The 15,731-nt window shown below is 43.4% G+C and carries 18 protein-coding genes and 1 riboswitch; of the genes, 1 reads left to right on the forward strand and 17 read right to left on the reverse strand.

The annotated features are described in order from the left end of the window. Positions 1–62: 62 nt before the first annotated feature. Genes ADH49_RS03600 through tmk form a run of 7 tightly spaced genes read right to left on the reverse strand, consistent with a single transcriptional unit; the run spans position 63 to position 4,215 of the window. Positions 63–416 carry an arsenate reductase family protein gene (locus tag ADH49_RS03600; RefSeq protein WP_048689675.1) on the reverse strand — a complete coding sequence of 118 codons (354 nt, stop codon included), beginning with the start codon at positions 414–416 and terminating at the stop codon, positions 63–65. Positions 417–425: 9 nt separating this feature from the next. Next, a complete protein-coding gene (locus ADH49_RS03605; protein ID WP_048689678.1) occupies positions 426–914 on the reverse strand; it encodes a methylated-DNA--[protein]-cysteine S-methyltransferase in 489 nt (162 codons plus the stop codon). Further along, positions 907–1,479, reverse strand: a complete 573-nt coding sequence (locus ADH49_RS03610) for a GNAT family N-acetyltransferase (protein WP_048689681.1) — start codon at positions 1,477–1,479, stop codon at positions 907–909. Before ADH49_RS03610 ends, ADH49_RS03605 begins: the two co-directional genes overlap by 8 nt. 10 nt (positions 1,480–1,489) lie before the next feature. Beyond that, positions 1,490–2,353: a 16S rRNA (cytidine(1402)-2'-O)-methyltransferase gene (gene rsmI, locus ADH49_RS03615; protein WP_048689684.1), complete on the reverse strand. Its 864-nt coding sequence runs from the start codon at positions 2,351–2,353 to the stop codon at positions 1,490–1,492. A gap of 2 nt (positions 2,354–2,355) precedes the next feature. Then, complete coding sequence (gene yabA, locus ADH49_RS03620) at positions 2,356–2,676, reverse strand: DNA replication initiation control protein YabA (protein ID WP_023024026.1); 321 nt, start codon at positions 2,674–2,676, stop codon at positions 2,356–2,358. Between the two features lie 4 nt (positions 2,677–2,680). Next, a complete protein-coding gene (locus ADH49_RS03625) occupies positions 2,681–3,580 on the reverse strand; it encodes a DNA polymerase III subunit delta' (RefSeq protein ID WP_048689687.1) in 900 nt (299 codons plus the stop codon). Beyond that, positions 3,577–4,215 carry a dTMP kinase gene (gene tmk, locus ADH49_RS03630; protein ID WP_048689690.1) on the reverse strand — a complete coding sequence of 213 codons (639 nt, stop codon included), beginning with the start codon at positions 4,213–4,215 and terminating at the stop codon, positions 3,577–3,579. Before tmk ends, ADH49_RS03625 begins: the two co-directional genes overlap by 4 nt. A gap of 172 nt (positions 4,216–4,387) precedes the next feature. Between tmk and ADH49_RS03635 the strand changes: the two genes are divergently transcribed. Beyond that, complete coding sequence (locus ADH49_RS03635; RefSeq protein WP_048689693.1) at positions 4,388–5,275, forward strand: YitT family protein; 888 nt, start codon at positions 4,388–4,390, stop codon at positions 5,273–5,275. Between the two features lie 38 nt (positions 5,276–5,313). On the opposite strand, the gene ADH49_RS03640 is transcribed toward ADH49_RS03635, so the two are convergent. From ADH49_RS03640 to mgtA, 10 genes are all read right to left on the reverse strand, one after another. Continuing rightward, positions 5,314–5,970 (reverse strand): CBS and ACT domain-containing protein, encoded by a 657-nt coding sequence (locus ADH49_RS03640; RefSeq protein ID WP_048689698.1) that lies wholly within the window; start codon positions 5,968–5,970, stop codon positions 5,314–5,316. 164 nt (positions 5,971–6,134) lie between these two features. Further along, a complete protein-coding gene (locus ADH49_RS03645) occupies positions 6,135–6,845 on the reverse strand; it encodes an ABC transporter ATP-binding protein (RefSeq protein ID WP_003005434.1) in 711 nt (236 codons plus the stop codon). Continuing rightward, on the reverse strand, positions 6,845–7,609 hold the full coding sequence (locus ADH49_RS03650) for an ABC transporter ATP-binding protein (RefSeq protein ID WP_048689704.1): 765 nt from the start codon (positions 7,607–7,609) through the stop codon (positions 6,845–6,847). Before ADH49_RS03650 ends, ADH49_RS03645 begins: the two co-directional genes overlap by 1 nt. Continuing rightward, a complete protein-coding gene (locus ADH49_RS03655; RefSeq protein ID WP_048689708.1) occupies positions 7,609–8,556 on the reverse strand; it encodes a branched-chain amino acid ABC transporter permease in 948 nt (315 codons plus the stop codon). The genes ADH49_RS03650 and ADH49_RS03655 overlap by 1 nt, the downstream gene beginning before the upstream one ends. A 3-nt stretch (positions 8,557–8,559) precedes the next feature. After that, on the reverse strand, positions 8,560–9,429 hold the full coding sequence (locus tag ADH49_RS03660; protein ID WP_009731472.1) for a branched-chain amino acid ABC transporter permease: 870 nt from the start codon (positions 9,427–9,429) through the stop codon (positions 8,560–8,562). Positions 9,430–9,510: 81 nt separating this feature from the next. After that, complete coding sequence (locus ADH49_RS03665) at positions 9,511–10,668, reverse strand: ABC transporter substrate-binding protein (protein ID WP_006595827.1); 1,158 nt, start codon at positions 10,666–10,668, stop codon at positions 9,511–9,513. A 92-nt stretch (positions 10,669–10,760) separates the two neighbouring features. Then, positions 10,761–11,045: a DUF2129 domain-containing protein gene (locus tag ADH49_RS03670; RefSeq protein ID WP_048689712.1), complete on the reverse strand. Its 285-nt coding sequence runs from the start codon at positions 11,043–11,045 to the stop codon at positions 10,761–10,763. 131 nt (positions 11,046–11,176) lie between these two features. Continuing rightward, a complete protein-coding gene (locus ADH49_RS03675; protein WP_023024046.1) occupies positions 11,177–11,767 on the reverse strand; it encodes an ATP-dependent Clp protease proteolytic subunit in 591 nt (196 codons plus the stop codon). Between the two features lie 162 nt (positions 11,768–11,929). Then, positions 11,930–12,559 carry a uracil phosphoribosyltransferase gene (gene upp, locus ADH49_RS03680; RefSeq protein ID WP_048689715.1) on the reverse strand — a complete coding sequence of 210 codons (630 nt, stop codon included), beginning with the start codon at positions 12,557–12,559 and terminating at the stop codon, positions 11,930–11,932. Positions 12,560–12,659: 100 nt separating this feature from the next. Further along, a complete protein-coding gene (gene mgtA / locus ADH49_RS03685) occupies positions 12,660–15,320 on the reverse strand; it encodes a magnesium-translocating P-type ATPase (protein WP_048689717.1) in 2,661 nt (886 codons plus the stop codon). Between the two features lie 224 nt (positions 15,321–15,544). Continuing rightward, positions 15,545–15,699: riboswitch (M-box (ykoK) riboswitch) on the reverse strand. Positions 15,700–15,731: the final 32 nt, after the last annotated feature.

Below are 15,731 nucleotides of genomic sequence, written 5' to 3' on the forward strand. Positions count from 1 at the left end.
TCACTCGTATGATTATATCATCTTCAAGACAGAATTAAAAGGGAGTCCAACTCCCTTTTTTCTTACAAACCTAAGTCCGCATATGGCTTCCGGTAGCCTACTTGAACAACTTTTCCATCCTTCACTAAGAGAGGGCGTTTGATCAGCATGCCATCGCTAGCTAAAAGGTCTGCCGCTTCTTCTACCGAAAGCTGATCCACCTTGTCTTTCAAGCCCAATTCCCGATACTTCATCCCACTGGTGTTAAAGAATGATTTGATTGGTAGGGAAGACTCCTTGATCCAGGTTTGTAGTTGCTCACTGGTCGGTGTGTCTACCACGATGTCTTGGCTATCAAACTCACAGCCTAAGCTCGTTAATTCCGATTTCGCCTTGCGACAGGTCGAACATTTTGGGTATTCAATAAATGATAACATTTTTTCTCCTTATTCTTTCCAAGATATGGCCTCATGTTGCAACAGCCAACGCTTGCGATCTAGTCCAGCAGCATAGCCTGTCAACTTTTTCTCCGTCCCCAGCACCCGGTGACAAGGGATGAGGAGGATCAAGGGATTCCGACCTACTGCTTGACCGATGGCTTGGGCCGATCCACAAGACAAGGCCCGGGCAATCTCTCCATAAGTCTGACTTTCCCCATAGGGAATCTGAGCTAGATAGGCCCAAACTCTTTGTTGAAAGTCTGTCCCTTGAGGAGACAGGGGAAAGGGCATGGAAGGATTTTCCCCTAAAAAGTACTGATCCAGCCATTCAAAGACAGCCTCATGAAGTGGCTGACAAGCTGCTTCGATATGCTCAAGCCCCTGCTCACAATTGGCTTGGTCACAAAACCAGATCCCAACTAGGCTTTCCTCATCCACCACAATAGATAGAGGTCCCAAGGGACTCTGATAGAGTTGCCGATAGAACCTAGTCATTTTGAGACTGTTCTGCACGGTAGTCCCAACGATCATCTTCGCTAATCACTTGGAAGAGGCTGGTTTCTGCCTTTCGTTTGATCTTCTGATAAGCGAGACGAACCCCATCAATTGGCACTTTTCCACAGTAATGGAAGCCTAACTTCTCTAAAAGATGTTGCATAACCTTGTTGTCAGGATGGGTATCACAGCGGAAATCTGGGCCCTTTTCTCCTTCGATCAAGCCTTGAAGGAAGGTTTGGGCTACGCCTCGTCCAGCAGCTTCTTTGGCAACAGCGATCCGGTGAAAACTGATATAGAGATAGTTATCATGTTCCCATTTTCCGTCATAAATGTCATTATAAGCTGCTTCATTTCCCTTGTAGAGAGCGGCATAAGCTACGACTTCTTGATTCTCTACAGCTACATAACCACGGCTTTCTAGGATATCCTCAAAAATGATTTCTTGATCCGGATAACCATCCTGCCATTGGTCCACTCCAGCTGCAGCTAAGCTGTCCTTGCCATCTTGAATGATTTCCATAATCCGATTGATTTCATTGGGATAGGCCATTCTAATTTCCATCAGACTCTCCTTATTCTTCCTCTTGGTGGTATCGGGCATAGAGATCACTCTTTTGCTGCCCGAATTGTTTGGCAACCTGTTTGATTGCCTGGTTCTTTTTCATGCCAGACTGGACCAGAAGATCAATCTCTTGGATCAGATCCACTTCTTCTAGATCTAGCTCCTGTTCACTGGCTCCCTCTACAATCAGAAGGCACTCTCCTTTAAGGGGATTTTCCTCCAGATAGTCCACTAACTCTGCGATGGTCCCTCGCGTGTATTCTTCATAGATCTTGGTCAGTTCTCGGACCAGCACAACTGGACGGTCTCCATATACTGCCAGCATATTTTCAAGGGTCGCACGAACTCGGTGCGGAGACTCATAAAAGATCTGAGTCTCAGGATAGGCTAGCTTTTCCTGGAAAAAGGCCTTTTGCTGCCCTTCCTTGCGTGGAAGAAAGCCATAAAAGATATGGGGCTGGGGTGCCAAGCCACTGGCAATTAGGCCGGTAATGCCGGCGCTCGGGCCAGGAACTGCCACAACAGGGATTTCTCGTTCAATAGCCGCCTTGACCAGGTCGTGACCTGGATCCGAAATACTGGGCAGTCCTGCATCCGATACCTGGGCCAGGTCCTTTCCAGACTCTAAATGAGCTAGCAAATCAGGGATTTTCTCCATGGCATTGTGCTCATGGAAGCTAGTTTGTGGTGTCGCAATCTCAAAATGCTTGAGCAAGAGTCCTGTATTGCGTGTATCTTCTGCTGCTATCAGATCCACCTCTTTTAGAGTTTGGATCATGCGGTAGCTCATGTCATCCCGATTGCCAATTGGGGTTGGCACTAAAAATAGAGTCCCTGTCGCTTTATCCCCTTTAAAACTTCGTTGAATCTGCATATTTACTCCCTAAATAACAATTCATCACAGAAAATACACTCTTCATCATTTTCACGACGTTGACCATAGGAGTCTGTACAAACATGAAATCCATCATTGTAAATTCTTTGTAAATTTTCACGACCATTGCGATGGAATTTAGGGGAGCTGGTTTTCTCCACTTCTCCTAAGCGCTCTCTTAATTTATCATTTTCAAGACGCAGAGCTGTATTTTCCTCGACAATGAGTTTGAGATTTTTCTTAATGGCTTCAACCTCTGCTAATGTAACCAGCAATTCCTGGGAGAAGCCATCCAAAGCATCAAATAATTCTTTTTTATTCATCTCTTTACCTTCTATTTTTCAACTGTAGGACCATATACTCGAGAGCATTTTGAAAACTCACATTCCGTTCCCACATCTGTTTGGCCAAGACCAATTTTTCTAGATAGTCTCTTCCTAAGGACTGACCGATGGAGCGTGCAAAGAGCAATTCCAACAAGCGAAAGGCTTGAGCCTGCTTTTCTTTATCATCCGTCTCTTGAACCAAGCGAGAGACCAGTAAGTAGATATGCGGATCTGCTTTTAGACAAGCTGCAACGAAACGCTCACACTCCCTCGTCAGATCGAAAAAGGAGGTATTCTGAGCGAGAATTTGAGCCTCTTGGAAACCTTGACTAAAGTTGGCTAACAAATCTGCTTGTTGAAGCAAGAGACCTTCCTGAAGGAGATACTCTTTTAGGAAATCTTGGTTTTTTGGAAAATGGACCTGCTGCGCCCGACTTTTTATGGTCGGGAGAACCAGCTGCTCATCTGCTGTCAGCAGAAAAATATGAACTTCACTCTGAGGTTCTTCAATGACCTTGAGGAGGGAATTGGCCGCATTGACATGCATCCGGTCTGCATCGCAGATGATAAAGACTTGCTTGGATCCTTCGTAGCCTGACTGAGAAAAATGCTGGATCAAATCCCGGATCCGATCCGTTTTGATGATTTGATTGACCGGTCGGACAACCGTTACATCTGAGAATTCATCCTCTTCAATCAAGCGACAAGCCCGACAAGTCCCACAGGGCCAAACACCCTTCTTGTCCGTACAAAAGAGACTTTGGGACAAGAGCTGGGCCATCTCAAAACTGCCAAAATCTCCTGTAAAGAGATAGGCGTGGCTCAAGCGGTCTTGTTCTAAAATAGCTTGGAAGCGATCGACTAACTGAGGTTGAAGTTTTTGCACTTGTTCTAACTTCATTCACTGATCTCCAAGATTTCTTTCAATAATAGCCAAGTATCTTCGACCACCTGGTCAAAAGGTTGACTGGCATCAATTTTCACCACACGTTGTGGTTCTTTTTCGAGGATAGCCAGATAGCCTTGACGGACTTTCTGATGGAGACTGAGTCCTTCTAGATCCAAGCGATTGACTTCACGGCTAGCACTCTTAGCAATTCTCGCCAACCCTTCTTCTACATCAATGTCAAAGTAGAAGGTCCGATTGGGTTTCAGACCATCAGTCGCAAATTGGTTCAACCATTCAATATCTGCTACTGCTAATCCACGCCCAAAGCCTTGGTATGCTACCGAACTGTCGATAAAACGATCCATGATAACTAGCTTCCCTGCTTTCAAAGCTGGAAGGACACGTTCTGCCAAGTGTTGGCGACGACTGGCGATATAAAGAAGCAATTCTGTCTTGGGATCCATTTCCGTATGGGATGGATCTAGAATGACCTCGCGTATTTTTTCTGCTATTTCGACGCCCCCTGGCTCCCGCGTGGTAATATAGGCAATCCCTGCCTTTTCCAAGCGTGGTAGCAAGGCTTCTAAAACGGAGGATTTCCCTGCACCTTCTGGGCCTTCAATTGAAATTAATGTTCCCTGTTTCATTCTCTTATCTTAACTTTCTATACTCATTTCTCTAGCATGCATCACTTCTTTTTATTTTACCAAAAATAGGGGTAAAAATCCTGTCCGAATTCGTGAAAATTGATGAAAATTATTTCCTATTTTTCATTTTTTTTGGTAAAATGTATGGTGAAAAATGAATAGGAGAACGAGCATGTTTAAGGCAAAAAATATTCTGGCCATTATTTTGGGGGCTGGCATTTTTTCTTTTGGAATCTTCTTTTTAGTCATTCCATTTCACTTTTATGAGGGAGGAGCTACAGGGATTACCCTGATTACCTACTACCTCTTTAAAATTCCCGTTTCGGTCATGAACTTGGCCATCAATATTCCCCTCTTTTTCCTAGCCTGGAAATTACTGGGGCTCCGATCCCTCTATCTCAGTTTGATTGGAACTTTTTCGGTCTCTATTTGGATGGCCATCTTCGAGCTGATCCCTGGAAGTCATCATCTTCAAACTGCAGTCTTTACGGCTCTTGACGGAGATATCCTTCTGGCCTGTATCGGATCAGGGGTTATCCTTGGAACTGGACTGGGGATTATCTTCAACGCTGGAGGAACAACAGGTGGAACCGATATTGTCGCGCGTATCTTTAACAAGTACACGACGCTTTCCATGGGACGCCTCATGTTAATTGTGGATGCCATCGTCTTGACAACTGTTTTGATCGTCTTCAAGGACTTCCGAATTGCAGCCTACACCCTCCTCTTTATCCTGATTGACACCGTCGTCATTGATATCGTCGGTGAAGGAGGTTTTGCAGGAAAAGGATTCCTCGTGGTTACATCTAAACCGGATGAAATTGCCAAACAAATCACGACTGATTTGGGCCGAGGAGTCACCTTCGTAAACGGCATGGGCTATTATAGCCAACAAGAAATGAAGATTGTCTACTGCGTGGTCTCACGGAATGAAATGAAACAAATGAAAGATATCATCAATAAGATCGATCCATTTGCCTTCATTACCATTACAGAAGCCCACGAAATCCTAGGAGAAGGATTTACCTTGGATACCAACAAGCAACCCATTGCTCGCTAAAACAAAGAGCCTGAGAATATCTCAGGCTCTTTCTTTATTTAAAAGGCTTTTGCAGATGTGCGACTAATTTCATCCACACGAATACCATTTTCTTCAAATTTCTTCTTGATAACTTCCGTATCGGTAATGCCATCAATCTGAACTTCGATAACGACATGATCATCTTTGGTTGGGATATTGACTGTATTGGCGATATTGTATCCTTCTTCTACAATCAAATGAATGATTTGTTCTAGAACACCAACCTTATCTTCTGTCACAAAGCGAACACGAACTCCTTCTTCTCCATAACCGGATACTTCGAGGAAGGCACGGAAAATATCACGGTCTGTGATGACACCGGATACTTGGTCATTGTCTACAACCGGAAGAATTCCCACCTTGTTCTTATACATGAGATAGGTCGCATCTTCGAGGCTGGCAAATTTAGAGACAGTAATGATATCACGAAGCATGACATCTTTGACCTTGGTCTTGTTCAACAGATAGTTCATCTCAAAAATAGACAAGCTTGTTGCTTTAGATGGACTTGCTTCTGCAATCGTGCCCTCTGTCACCAAGCCGACCAATTGGTCATTTTCAATGACTGGCAAGCGGTGCAAGCCTTGTTCCCGCATCAAATCTGCCGCATGAGCAATTGTTGTATCTGGACTAATATACACTACTTTACGGGTCATAAAATCTTTAACAGCCATAATCATTCTCCTATGCTTTTCTTAGTTTTATTATACTTGATTTTTAGAATGATTTCAAACGCTTTCAGCAGTTTTCTCTTGTTTTCAAAATTTAGAAAAATCAAACAAGAGATGAAAAAAGAAAGGCCTTTAGGACCTTTCCTTTCAAACAAACTTTAAAAATCTTATCCACCAAGGTAGGCCTTGCGGACTTCTTCTGAGGCTAAGAGTTCTTTTCCTGTTCCGGTAAGAACGACTTTCCCTGTTTCGAGAACATAACCGCGGTCTGCGATGGCAAGGGCCTTGTTGGCATTTTGTTCAATCAAGAGAACAGTTGTTCCTTGTTTTTGGATATCTTGGATGATATCAAAGATTTCTTGGATAAAGATTGGGGCCAATCCCATAGAAGGTTCATCCAGGAGCAAAAGTTTTGGCGTCGACATGAGGGCACGACCCATTGCAAGCATTTGTTGCTCCCCACCAGATAGGGTGGCTGCATCTTGGTTCTTCCGTTCTTCCAAACGTGGGAAACGGGAGAAGACCTTCTTCAAGTTAGCTTGGTTTTCTTCTCGGTCTTTCTTCAAGAAAGCTCCCATTTCCAAGTTTTCCATAACGGTCAAGCCTGGAAAGACGTGGCGACCTTCTGGAACTTGAGAGAGTCCTGCTGCTACAATCTTTTGAGCTGGAACCTTTTGAATCTCCTGACCCAAAAACTCAATTTTCCCAGCACTTGGACGCACCAAACCTGAAATGGTACGAAGAATAGATGTTTTCCCAGCACCGTTAGCACCGATAAGAGAAACAACTTCTCCTTCATTTACCTCGAAACTGACATCACGGACAGCCTGGATCATGCCATAGTGTACAGAAAGATTTTCAACTTTTAACATAGACATTAGGCTTCACCTCCTAGATAGGCTTCGATTACGCGTTTGTTATTCTTGATTTCATCTGGCGTACCATGGGCAATCAAGCGGCCATATTCCAATACATAAATCCGTTCTGTTACTTCCATGACCAAGCTCATATCGTGCTCGATCAGCATGATCGTAATATTAAATTCTTTTTGAATGCGACGGATCAATTGGGTCAATTCTGCTGTTTCTTGAGGGTTCATCCCTGCAGCAGGTTCATCCAAGAAGAGGATTTTTGGCTCTGTCGCAAGGGCACGAACGATCTCCAAGTGACGTTGTTGTCCGTAAGCCAAGTTTTTAGCCAAAGTATCTGCTTCTTTTTCCAAACCGAAAATGGCTAACAATTCAAGGGCTTTTGCTTTCAAAGCTTCTTCATTCTTGTAATAGCTTGGCAAGCGGAAAAGACTCGCAAAGACATGTGGTTTGTGGTGGTTGGCAAAGGCAATCAAGACATTGTCCAAAACGCTCAAATCTTTAAAGAGACGAATATTTTGGAAAGTCCGTCCCAGACCACCTGCAGCGATTTTATAAGGTGCTTTACCATTTAATAGGTGACCGTCTAAGGTAATGGTCCCTTCACTTGGTTCATACACTCCTGTTAGGAGGTTGAAGAGGGTTGTTTTACCGGCACCGTTGGGCCCGATCAACCCAACCAATTCCCCTTCATTGAGTTCCATGGTCACATCCCCAACGGCTGTCAAACCACCAAAGTTTTTTGTTAAATTTTTTACTTCAAGAAGTGCCATTAGTTAGCCTCCTTTTTTGAGAGTAGTTTTTTCAAGCTGAATTCCCATGTTCCAAGAAGACCACCTGGACGGAAGATCATCACGAGAATCAAAGCCAATGAGTAAATGATCATACGTACACTTGAGAAGTCTTGAAGCACCATGTTCAAGATCCCCAAGACGATAGCTGCCACAACTGTTCCTGACATTGATCCCAAACCACCAAACACGACAATGATCAAGACATTAATAGTATTGGTGAAAGAATAATCTTTCGGAACGACAGATCCAATGAAACCTGCTTGGAGAGATCCTGCAATCGCTGCTGTGATCGCACCGAAAACAAAGGCGATGACTTTAACTTTGGTCGTATTGATCCCAACAGATTCTGCTGCGATTTCATCTTCACGAACAGAGAGGGTAGAACGTCCAATTGGACTGCGTAAGAAGTTGATGGTAAAGATGGTTGTAATCACGACAAAAAGGTAAACCAATTGCCAGGTTGTAAAGGCTGGCAAACCAAGGATCCCAGCGGCACCATTGGTGAGAGTACCACCATTGACGATCAAGATCCGGATGATTTCAGAAACCCCCAGTGTCGCAATCGCGAGGTAGTCCCCTTTCAAACGAAGGGTTGGAACCCCAACGATCAAGGCAACGAGACCTGCGATCAAAGCCCCTAAAACCATCGCACCAAAGAAAGCCCCGTAGGTTGGTGATTTAGAACCGAGAATGGCTGCAGAATAGGCACCAATCGCCATAAATCCGGCATGACCGAGTGAGAATTGACCTGAGAAACCAACAATGAGGTTCAAGCCAACTGCAAGGATAATATTAATTCCGATTTGTTCTAAAATTTGGATATAGAAGAGGTTGAGCACACCCGCTGCAACCAAGACTTGGATCAAGGCAAAACCTGCGACCAAAAGACCAAGCCAGACTAAATTCACTTTTAAATTTTGTTTCATGGCTTACACCTTCTCTTTCACATTTTTACCGAGGATACCTGCTGGACGGATGAGCAAGATCACAATCAAGATGGCATACACAATAGCATCACGGAAGTCTGAAAGACCAATCGCTGTAGCGAAAGTTTCCAATAAACCGATGACAAAGCCACCTAGGGCCGCGCCTGGAATGATTCCGATTCCTCCAAGAACGGCTGCGACAAAGGCTTTGATCCCTGGTGTCATCCCCATCAAAGGTTCGATTGAGTTGTAATACAAACCGATCAAAACCCCACCAGCACCCGCTAAGGCTGATCCCAAAGCAAAGGTAAAGCTGATGGTCCGGTTTACGTTAATCCCCATCAATTGAGCGGCATCGCTATCAACAGAAACGGCACGCATGGCTTTCCCCATCTTTGTCTTTTGGATAATAAATTGAAGAGCGACCATCAAGAAAATAGACACTCCTAAAATCATCAACTGAATGTTAGAGATCGAAATGGGACCAAAATTGTAACGAACAGTTTCAATGACTTGCGGGAAGGAACGGGTATTGGCCCCTACAAAGAAGACCATCCCATATTCAAGCAAGAAGGAAACCCCGATGGCTGTGATCAAGGCTGCAATCCGAGTCGAATGACGAAGCGGACGATAAGCCAGATATTCAATCACAACCCCTAAAATAGCTGTCCCGACCATAGCTAGAAGCAAGGCTACAAAGAAGTTAACTTTCAATGAGTTCAATAAGAAATACCCCATAAAGGCACCTACCATGTAGATATCCCCATGGGCAAAGTTGATCAATTTGATAATTCCATACACCATAGTATAACCAAGGGCTAAGAGTGCATAGACACTTCCCAAGATTAGACCGTTCACTAATTGCTGGAGCATTTGAACCATCCTTTCTAATAATAAAGAGCGAGGCCAGGAATTTTCATTCTCCCAGCCTCTTGTACAAACAACAAATGATAATTAAGGTTTAACCGACTCAACTGACTCAACTTTACCATCTTTTAAGCCAATCATAAGTGCAGATTTAACCGGATTATGGTCTTTGTCAATAGACATTGTACCAGTAACACCTTCCAAGTCTTTCAACTTCGCAAGGTTGTCTTTCAATTCGACAGAGTTCTTAGCACCTTTAGATGCTTCTGCAACCATGTAAACTGAATCATACGCCAAAGCTGCAAACATTGAAGGTTCTTCGTTGTATTTTGCTTTATAAGCTTCTACGAATTTTTTGGCTTTATCAGTCATTTCACCTTCAGTAGAGAATCCAGCTACGTAGTAGATGTCTGTAGCTGCAGCAGGTGTTGCTTGTTCAACGAATTTAGCATCGCTAAATCCATCACCACCAATGATTGGTTGTTTGATTCCCATACCACGTGCTTGGTTTACGATTTTACCAGTTTCAGTGTAGTACCCTGGAAGGACAATCGCATCGAAGTCTTTGTCTTTGATTTTTGTAAGAGCAGCTTGGAAGTCTGTATCCTTAGATTGGAAAGTTTCTGTTGCTACGATTTCACCTTTATAAGATTTCTTAAAGGCTTCAGCAATCCCTTTAGCATAGTCAGATGAATTATCGTAGTATAGAACAACTTTCTTCGCTTTCAAGTTATCCGTTGTATATTTAGCAATGATTTGTCCTTGGAAGCTATCGATGAAGGTTGCACGGAAAAGGTAATCTTGACCTTTTGTCAAATTATCTTGTGTTGCAGATGGTGTTACCAATGGAACACCTGCTTTACCAGCATTCGCAACAGCTGCGGCAGTGGCACCTGAAGTAGCAGGCCCTACAAGAGCGTTCACTTTTGATTGAGTGACAAGGTTTGTAGTGATTGTAGCTGCTTCAGCTGTTTCAGATTTGTTATCTTTGTCTGTGACAACAATCTTCTTACCATCAGCTCCACCATTAGCATTGATTTCATCAACGGCTAATTGAGCACCTTTTTGTTCAGCACTACCATATGCTGCTACTTCACCAGTTTTTTCAAAGTTAAAACCGATTTTTAGTTCTTTGCCGATTTCGTTACCAGTTGTGTTTGAACCTGAAGTTGAAACTTCACCACAGGCCGCAAGAAGAGCGACACTTGCAATTGTTAAAAATGAAAGAGCAAATTTTTTCTTCATTTGTAATAATCTCCTTAAATAATCTTAAAATAAATACATATTAAGAATATACCGAATTATCTGACAATTGTCAATATAAAAAACGCAATCCTTTAAATGATTGCGTTTTCTACTTGTGTTTCATCCTGTTGACGATGCAAACTTCCTACAAAATCACGATCCAATTCTTGAATATGGCAAATTTGAACCTTCTTTACAAAGCGTTCTTTTTTTAATTGCTGCATAATTTCAAGAACTTGAGGACTATCGACATAGACCTGGACATAGCGCATTTTTTTGGAATGATAGATCACATCCCCAATTTCCTGTAATTTCTTTGCATCTCGATTATAATACAATTTTACAATTAAGCCTGTTCTAGCTTGCTTCTCAAACATACACAATCCCTTTCTGCTTCTGTTACAAGTATAGCAAATTTCAGGTAAAAATACTATCTTTTTCTAGAAAGTAAAGAATGTCTTAAAAAAACCTCTCCTGTCAAAGGAGAGGGCTGGATGGTTAAGATTTCTTATCCGAGATTGTTGTTAGCCATGATTTCATCGATGAAACCATAAGCTAAGGTTTCTTCTGCAGTCATCCAATTATCCCGTTCTGCATCAGCGTGGATTTTCTTGATGGTTTGACCTGAATTTTCTGCCAAGATTTTTTCCAATCTGTGACGTGTTTTCAAGAGGTGTTCTGCTGCAATGGCCATATCCGTTTGTTGAGTACCGCCACCAGTACCACCCATTGGTTGGTGGATCATGTACTCAGCATTTGGCAACATGAAGCGTTTGCCTTTGGCACCACTTGATGCAATCACAGTCCCCATTGAAGCTGCCATCCCCATGACGATGGTTTGGACGTCTGATTTGATAAAGTTCATGGTATCGACGATTGCCAAACCTGCAGAGACAGAGCCTCCTGGCGTATTGATATACATATAGATATCTTTGGTATTATCTTGGGCATCCAAGAAGAGTAATTGGGCAATAATCGAATTGGCCATTTGGTCTTCTACCGGTCCTGTCACCATGATAATACGGTCTTTTAAGAGGCGTGAGTATATGTCGTATGAGCGTTCGCCACGACTAGTTTGTTCAATTACTACTGGAATCATTCATTCATCTCCTTTTATCCATTATAACCGGCACCATCTCACGAGTTTCATCCGGTTGATTCGAGAGGCTAGCTCTCCTTCCATTCTTTATAAAAGCTATTATATCCCATTGGTCAACAAAGGTCAAATTTTTACTTTCCTAAAGATAGATTGGAAATGTGCTTATTTGGTACCAAACAAACGGTCCCCAGCATCACCTAAACCTGGAACGATATAGCCGTTTTCGTTGAGCCGTTCATCCAAGGCTGCAGCAAAGATTTCGACATCTGGATGAGCTGTTTGAAGAGCTTCCACTCCTTCTGGTGCTGCAACTAAGCAGACAAATTTAATATGGCTTGCACCACGTTTCTTTAATGAATCTACCGCTAGGATTGCAGATCCCCCAGTCGCCAACATTGGGTCTACCACAAAGATTTGACGTTGGTCGATATCTTCTGGCAATTTCACCAAGTATTCAACTGGTTTCAAGGTTTCTTCATCGCGGTACATTCCGATGTGACCAACTTTAGCAGCGGGTACCAAACTCAAGAGTCCGTCTACCATCCCGATCCCTGCACGAAGGATTGGAACAATCGCTAGTTTTTTACCAGCAATCTGTTTTTGAACTGTTTTTGTAATGGGTGTTTCGATTTCTACGTCTTCAAGAGGAAGTTCGCGCAAAACTTCGTATCCCATCAACATAGCAATTTCATCTACTAATTCACGAAAAGCCTTTGTAGAGGTATCAGTCCGACGCAAAATAGACAATTTATGCTGAATCAGTGGATGTTTAATAACTTCAAGTTTTCCCATTGTGGTTCCTTCTTTCTCTATATTCATCTTATTATATCAAAAAGGAAGAAAAAGGCCTACAAATATGCAAACCTTTTCTTTTCTTATTTTAATGTCTATCTTATAGCCACTCTTTGTACTTGCCAATATAATAGTGTTTGACCAGGGTGACACTTGCCATATAAAGGAAAAGGATTCCCGCAAGTAATAGGAAGTAAAGACTATTTAGTGGCGCTACTTTCAACAAGGAAGCCAGTGGGCCATATGGTAGGAAGGTCACAAAGAGGGCGCCCAATAGGGTCGTTGCCATGACTGCAAGGGCTGGCCGACTTTGAACAAAAGGCAATTTTGGAGAGCGGAGCATATAGATGACCATAGTTTGGGACCACATGGACTCGATAAACCAGCCGGTTTGAAAGAGCATGATGAAGAGTCCCGCACTGTCTGCTCCATGGACATAGCCATAGCCTGTAATCATCGGTACGATGATAAAGTAGAGAGCGATAAAGGTCAAGATGTCAAAGACAGAGGAAATAGGACCAAACCAGGCCATAAAGCGGGTAATGGATTTTGCTTCCCAAATCCGAGGTTTCTTCAAGAAGTCCTTATCAACCCGGTCGAAAGGCAAGGCGATACAGGAAAGGTCATAAACCAAGTTCAAAACGATGAGATGGATAGGGGCCATTGGAAGGAAAGGAAGGAAAATACTAGCAAAGAGAAGAGAGAAGATATTTCCGAAATTAGAAGAAACAGTCATCTTGATGTACTTGGTCATGTTGGCATAAACTTTGCGGCCTTCTACCAAGCCTTTTTCGAGGACCATCAAGTCTTTATCCAGAAGGATAACATCTGCTGTTTCTTTGGCAATATCGACAGCTGTATCAACCGAAATCCCCACATCTGCCACTTTCATAGAAGGAGCATCGTTGATCCCATCTCCCATATATCCGACCTTGTGGCCATTTGCTTTGAGTTGCAAGATAATGCGTGCTTTTTGATCTGGAGATAATTTTGCAAAAACGGTGGTGATTTCTACTGCTTGGGCCAAGTCTGAATCAGAGAGACTGTCGATATCGCTACCCAGCAAAATGCGGTCAACATCCAGTCCCACCTTTTCACAAACCGCTTGGGTCACTTTCTCATTATCACCCGTAAGGATTTTAGTAGCAACTCCGTATTCCGCAAGGGTATTGATGGCTGGTGCTGCAGATGGTTTTGGTGGATCTAAGAAGGCTAGGTAGCCCGTCAAGATCATGTCTGCTTCATCTGCCACTTCAAAGGCATAGCCTTCCTCAAGATTTGATTTGTAACTAACCCCTAGCACGCGCAAACCTTGTTCATTCAGTTGAGCTACTTCTGCCAAGACTTCTTCCCTCACTTGGTCTGTTAGGGGGATAATCTTATCCTTGTATTCCACATAGTTAGAGACTGCTAGCATTTCTTCCAGGGCCCCCTTGGTGACCATGCTCACGACTCCCTGCTCATCTTTGACAATGACACTCATCCGCCGGCGTTCAAAGTCAAAAGGCAATTCATCAATTTTTTGGAAGCTTTGGTCCAAGCCTCTGACAATCTCATGTTTCTTAGCTTCTCTTTCTGTCCGACTGATAATAGCGCGGTCCATCAAGTTTTTGAGGCCGGTTTGGAAGTAAGAGTTGAGGTAGGCCCGACGAAGGACGGACAAATCCAAGTCCCCACGAATGTCGAGTGGGTATTCGAGTACAATCTCATCTTGGGTCAAGGTTCCTGTCTTGTCGGTACAGAGGATATCAATAGCGCCTAGATCTTGAATAGCATTGAGCTTTTTGATGACCACCTTTTCTTTGGCCATGATAATGGAACCCTTGGCCAAGCTAGCGGTGATAATCATTGGGAGCATTTCTGGAGTCAAGCCCACCCCTACACTAAGGGCAAAGACCCCTGCTTCCAGCCAGTCCCCATCTGTCAAACCATTGATAAAGAAGACGATGGGTACCATGACCATCATGAGTCGGATCAACAACCAAGAGATGGTGTTCATTTCTCGTTCAAAAGAGGTTGGTTCATCATAAGTATTGATGGTTTGCTCAATCTCTCCCATCATGGTTTCATCCCCAACGACCAAGACCAAGGCTGTTGCTCGACCTGAGATGACGTTGGTCCCCATGAAAGCTAGACTTTCACTCTCCAAAAGACTGTCCAGATTTTGGCCAGTCGCTTTTTTCAAGCAGACTTTTTCGACAGCATCGCTCTCTCCAGTCAAACCAGACTGTTGAACGAAGAAGTCTCGAGAATCTAACAAGACCACATCCGCTGGGATCATGTCGCCTGCACTCAATTTGATCAAGTCTCCCACAACGATCTCATCAATGGGAATTTCTTCTTCTTTGCCTTCTCGAATGACCGTTGCTGTATTGACAATCATGCGAGAAAGGTTGCTAGCAGCCTTGTCACTTCGCAATTCTTGGATAAAGCGAATCCCTCCAGAGAGAAGGACGAGTACGACAATGATGAGAGAGGTCGTTGGATCTTCCTCTCCTGGTTTGGCTAACCAAACATTGGTCACCAGAGAAACAAGGGCAATGAGCAGTAAGATGACCGTGAAGGGATTGATGATGGATTCAACAATCCGTTTCCAGATAGAATTATCTTGCCCCTTTGTGAGGACATTTTCTCCATAGCTATCTCGGTTCTCCTCTACCTGGTCTTCCGTCAAGCCAGACCAGCTAGATTGATAGGTTGCTAAGGTTTTTGTTTCTGCATCTTGTAATGCAGCAATGAGTCTTTCTTTTGTTGTTTGCATTGGAATCTCCTTTTAAATCAGGAGCCAAACGCTTATAGAGTCCCGATGACACAAATCAGCGATTGGCTGGCTATGTGCGGTTCGGGATGATCGTCGATTTGTATCATAGTGCTCTCCTTTTCTACTTGATAGGTTGGGAGGCTTCTTAAGCATAAGAAAAGAGCCCTCCCCTTTTACAGGTAGGACTCATTAAACTCGTCGTTTATTTTTTAATGAAAATTCTCAAAAAATAGACCGTCCAAGCTTTAGCTCCGCAAGGCAATGAAATGAGCTTAGTCTTGACCTTTGCGATCAGGACTGTTGACCAACGAGTAGTGTCTCCACTGCTTTGCGGTAGTCATCCGTATCCTTGTGGTAGCCTCACCTACCGTTATTCCCTTTGAGTATACTCCTCCCCTATAGAAAAGTCAA

The organism is Streptococcus sp. 400_SSPC (assembly GCF_001072745.1).
GTDB classification, from domain to species: Bacteria; Bacillota; Bacilli; order Lactobacillales; family Streptococcaceae; genus Streptococcus; species Streptococcus xiaochunlingii.

Coding starts and splice junctions, on each gene's coding strand:
- ADH49_RS03600 (WP_048689675.1), bottom strand. CDS start 416: ATGTTATCATTTATTGAATACCCAAAATGTTCGACCTGTCGCAAGGCG.
- ADH49_RS03650 (WP_048689704.1), bottom strand. CDS start 7,609: ATGGCACTTCTTGAAGTAAAAAATTTAACAAAAAACTTTGGTGGTTTG.
- ADH49_RS03635 (WP_048689693.1), top strand. CDS start 4,388: ATGTTTAAGGCAAAAAATATTCTGGCCATTATTTTGGGGGCTGGCATT.
- ADH49_RS03640 (WP_048689698.1), bottom strand. CDS start 5,970: ATGGCTGTTAAAGATTTTATGACCCGTAAAGTAGTGTATATTAGTCCA.
- mgtA (WP_048689717.1), bottom strand. CDS start 15,320: ATGCAAACAACAAAAGAAAGACTCATTGCTGCATTACAAGATGCAGAA.
- ADH49_RS03610 (WP_048689681.1), bottom strand. CDS start 1,479: ATGGAAATTAGAATGGCCTATCCCAATGAAATCAATCGGATTATGGAA.
- upp (WP_048689715.1), bottom strand. CDS start 12,559: ATGGGAAAACTTGAAGTTATTAAACATCCACTGATTCAGCATAAATTG.
- ADH49_RS03670 (WP_048689712.1), bottom strand. CDS start 11,045: ATGTTTGAGAAGCAAGCTAGAACAGGCTTAATTGTAAAATTGTATTAT.
- ADH49_RS03675 (WP_023024046.1), bottom strand. CDS start 11,767: ATGATTCCAGTAGTAATTGAACAAACTAGTCGTGGCGAACGCTCATAC.
- ADH49_RS03660 (WP_009731472.1), bottom strand. CDS start 9,429: ATGCTCCAGCAATTAGTGAACGGTCTAATCTTGGGAAGTGTCTATGCA.
- ADH49_RS03645 (WP_003005434.1), bottom strand. CDS start 6,845: ATGTCTATGTTAAAAGTTGAAAATCTTTCTGTACACTATGGCATGATC.
- ADH49_RS03655 (WP_048689708.1), bottom strand. CDS start 8,556: ATGAAACAAAATTTAAAAGTGAATTTAGTCTGGCTTGGTCTTTTGGTC.
- rsmI (WP_048689684.1), bottom strand. CDS start 2,353: ATGCAGATTCAACGAAGTTTTAAAGGGGATAAAGCGACAGGGACTCTA.
- yabA (WP_023024026.1), bottom strand. CDS start 2,676: ATGAATAAAAAAGAATTATTTGATGCTTTGGATGGCTTCTCCCAGGAA.
- ADH49_RS03605 (WP_048689678.1), bottom strand. CDS start 914: ATGACTAGGTTCTATCGGCAACTCTATCAGAGTCCCTTGGGACCTCTA.
- ADH49_RS03625 (WP_048689687.1), bottom strand. CDS start 3,580: ATGAAGTTAGAACAAGTGCAAAAACTTCAACCTCAGTTAGTCGATCGC.
- tmk (WP_048689690.1), bottom strand. CDS start 4,215: ATGAAACAGGGAACATTAATTTCAATTGAAGGCCCAGAAGGTGCAGGG.
- ADH49_RS03665 (WP_006595827.1), bottom strand. CDS start 10,668: ATGAAGAAAAAATTTGCTCTTTCATTTTTAACAATTGCAAGTGTCGCT.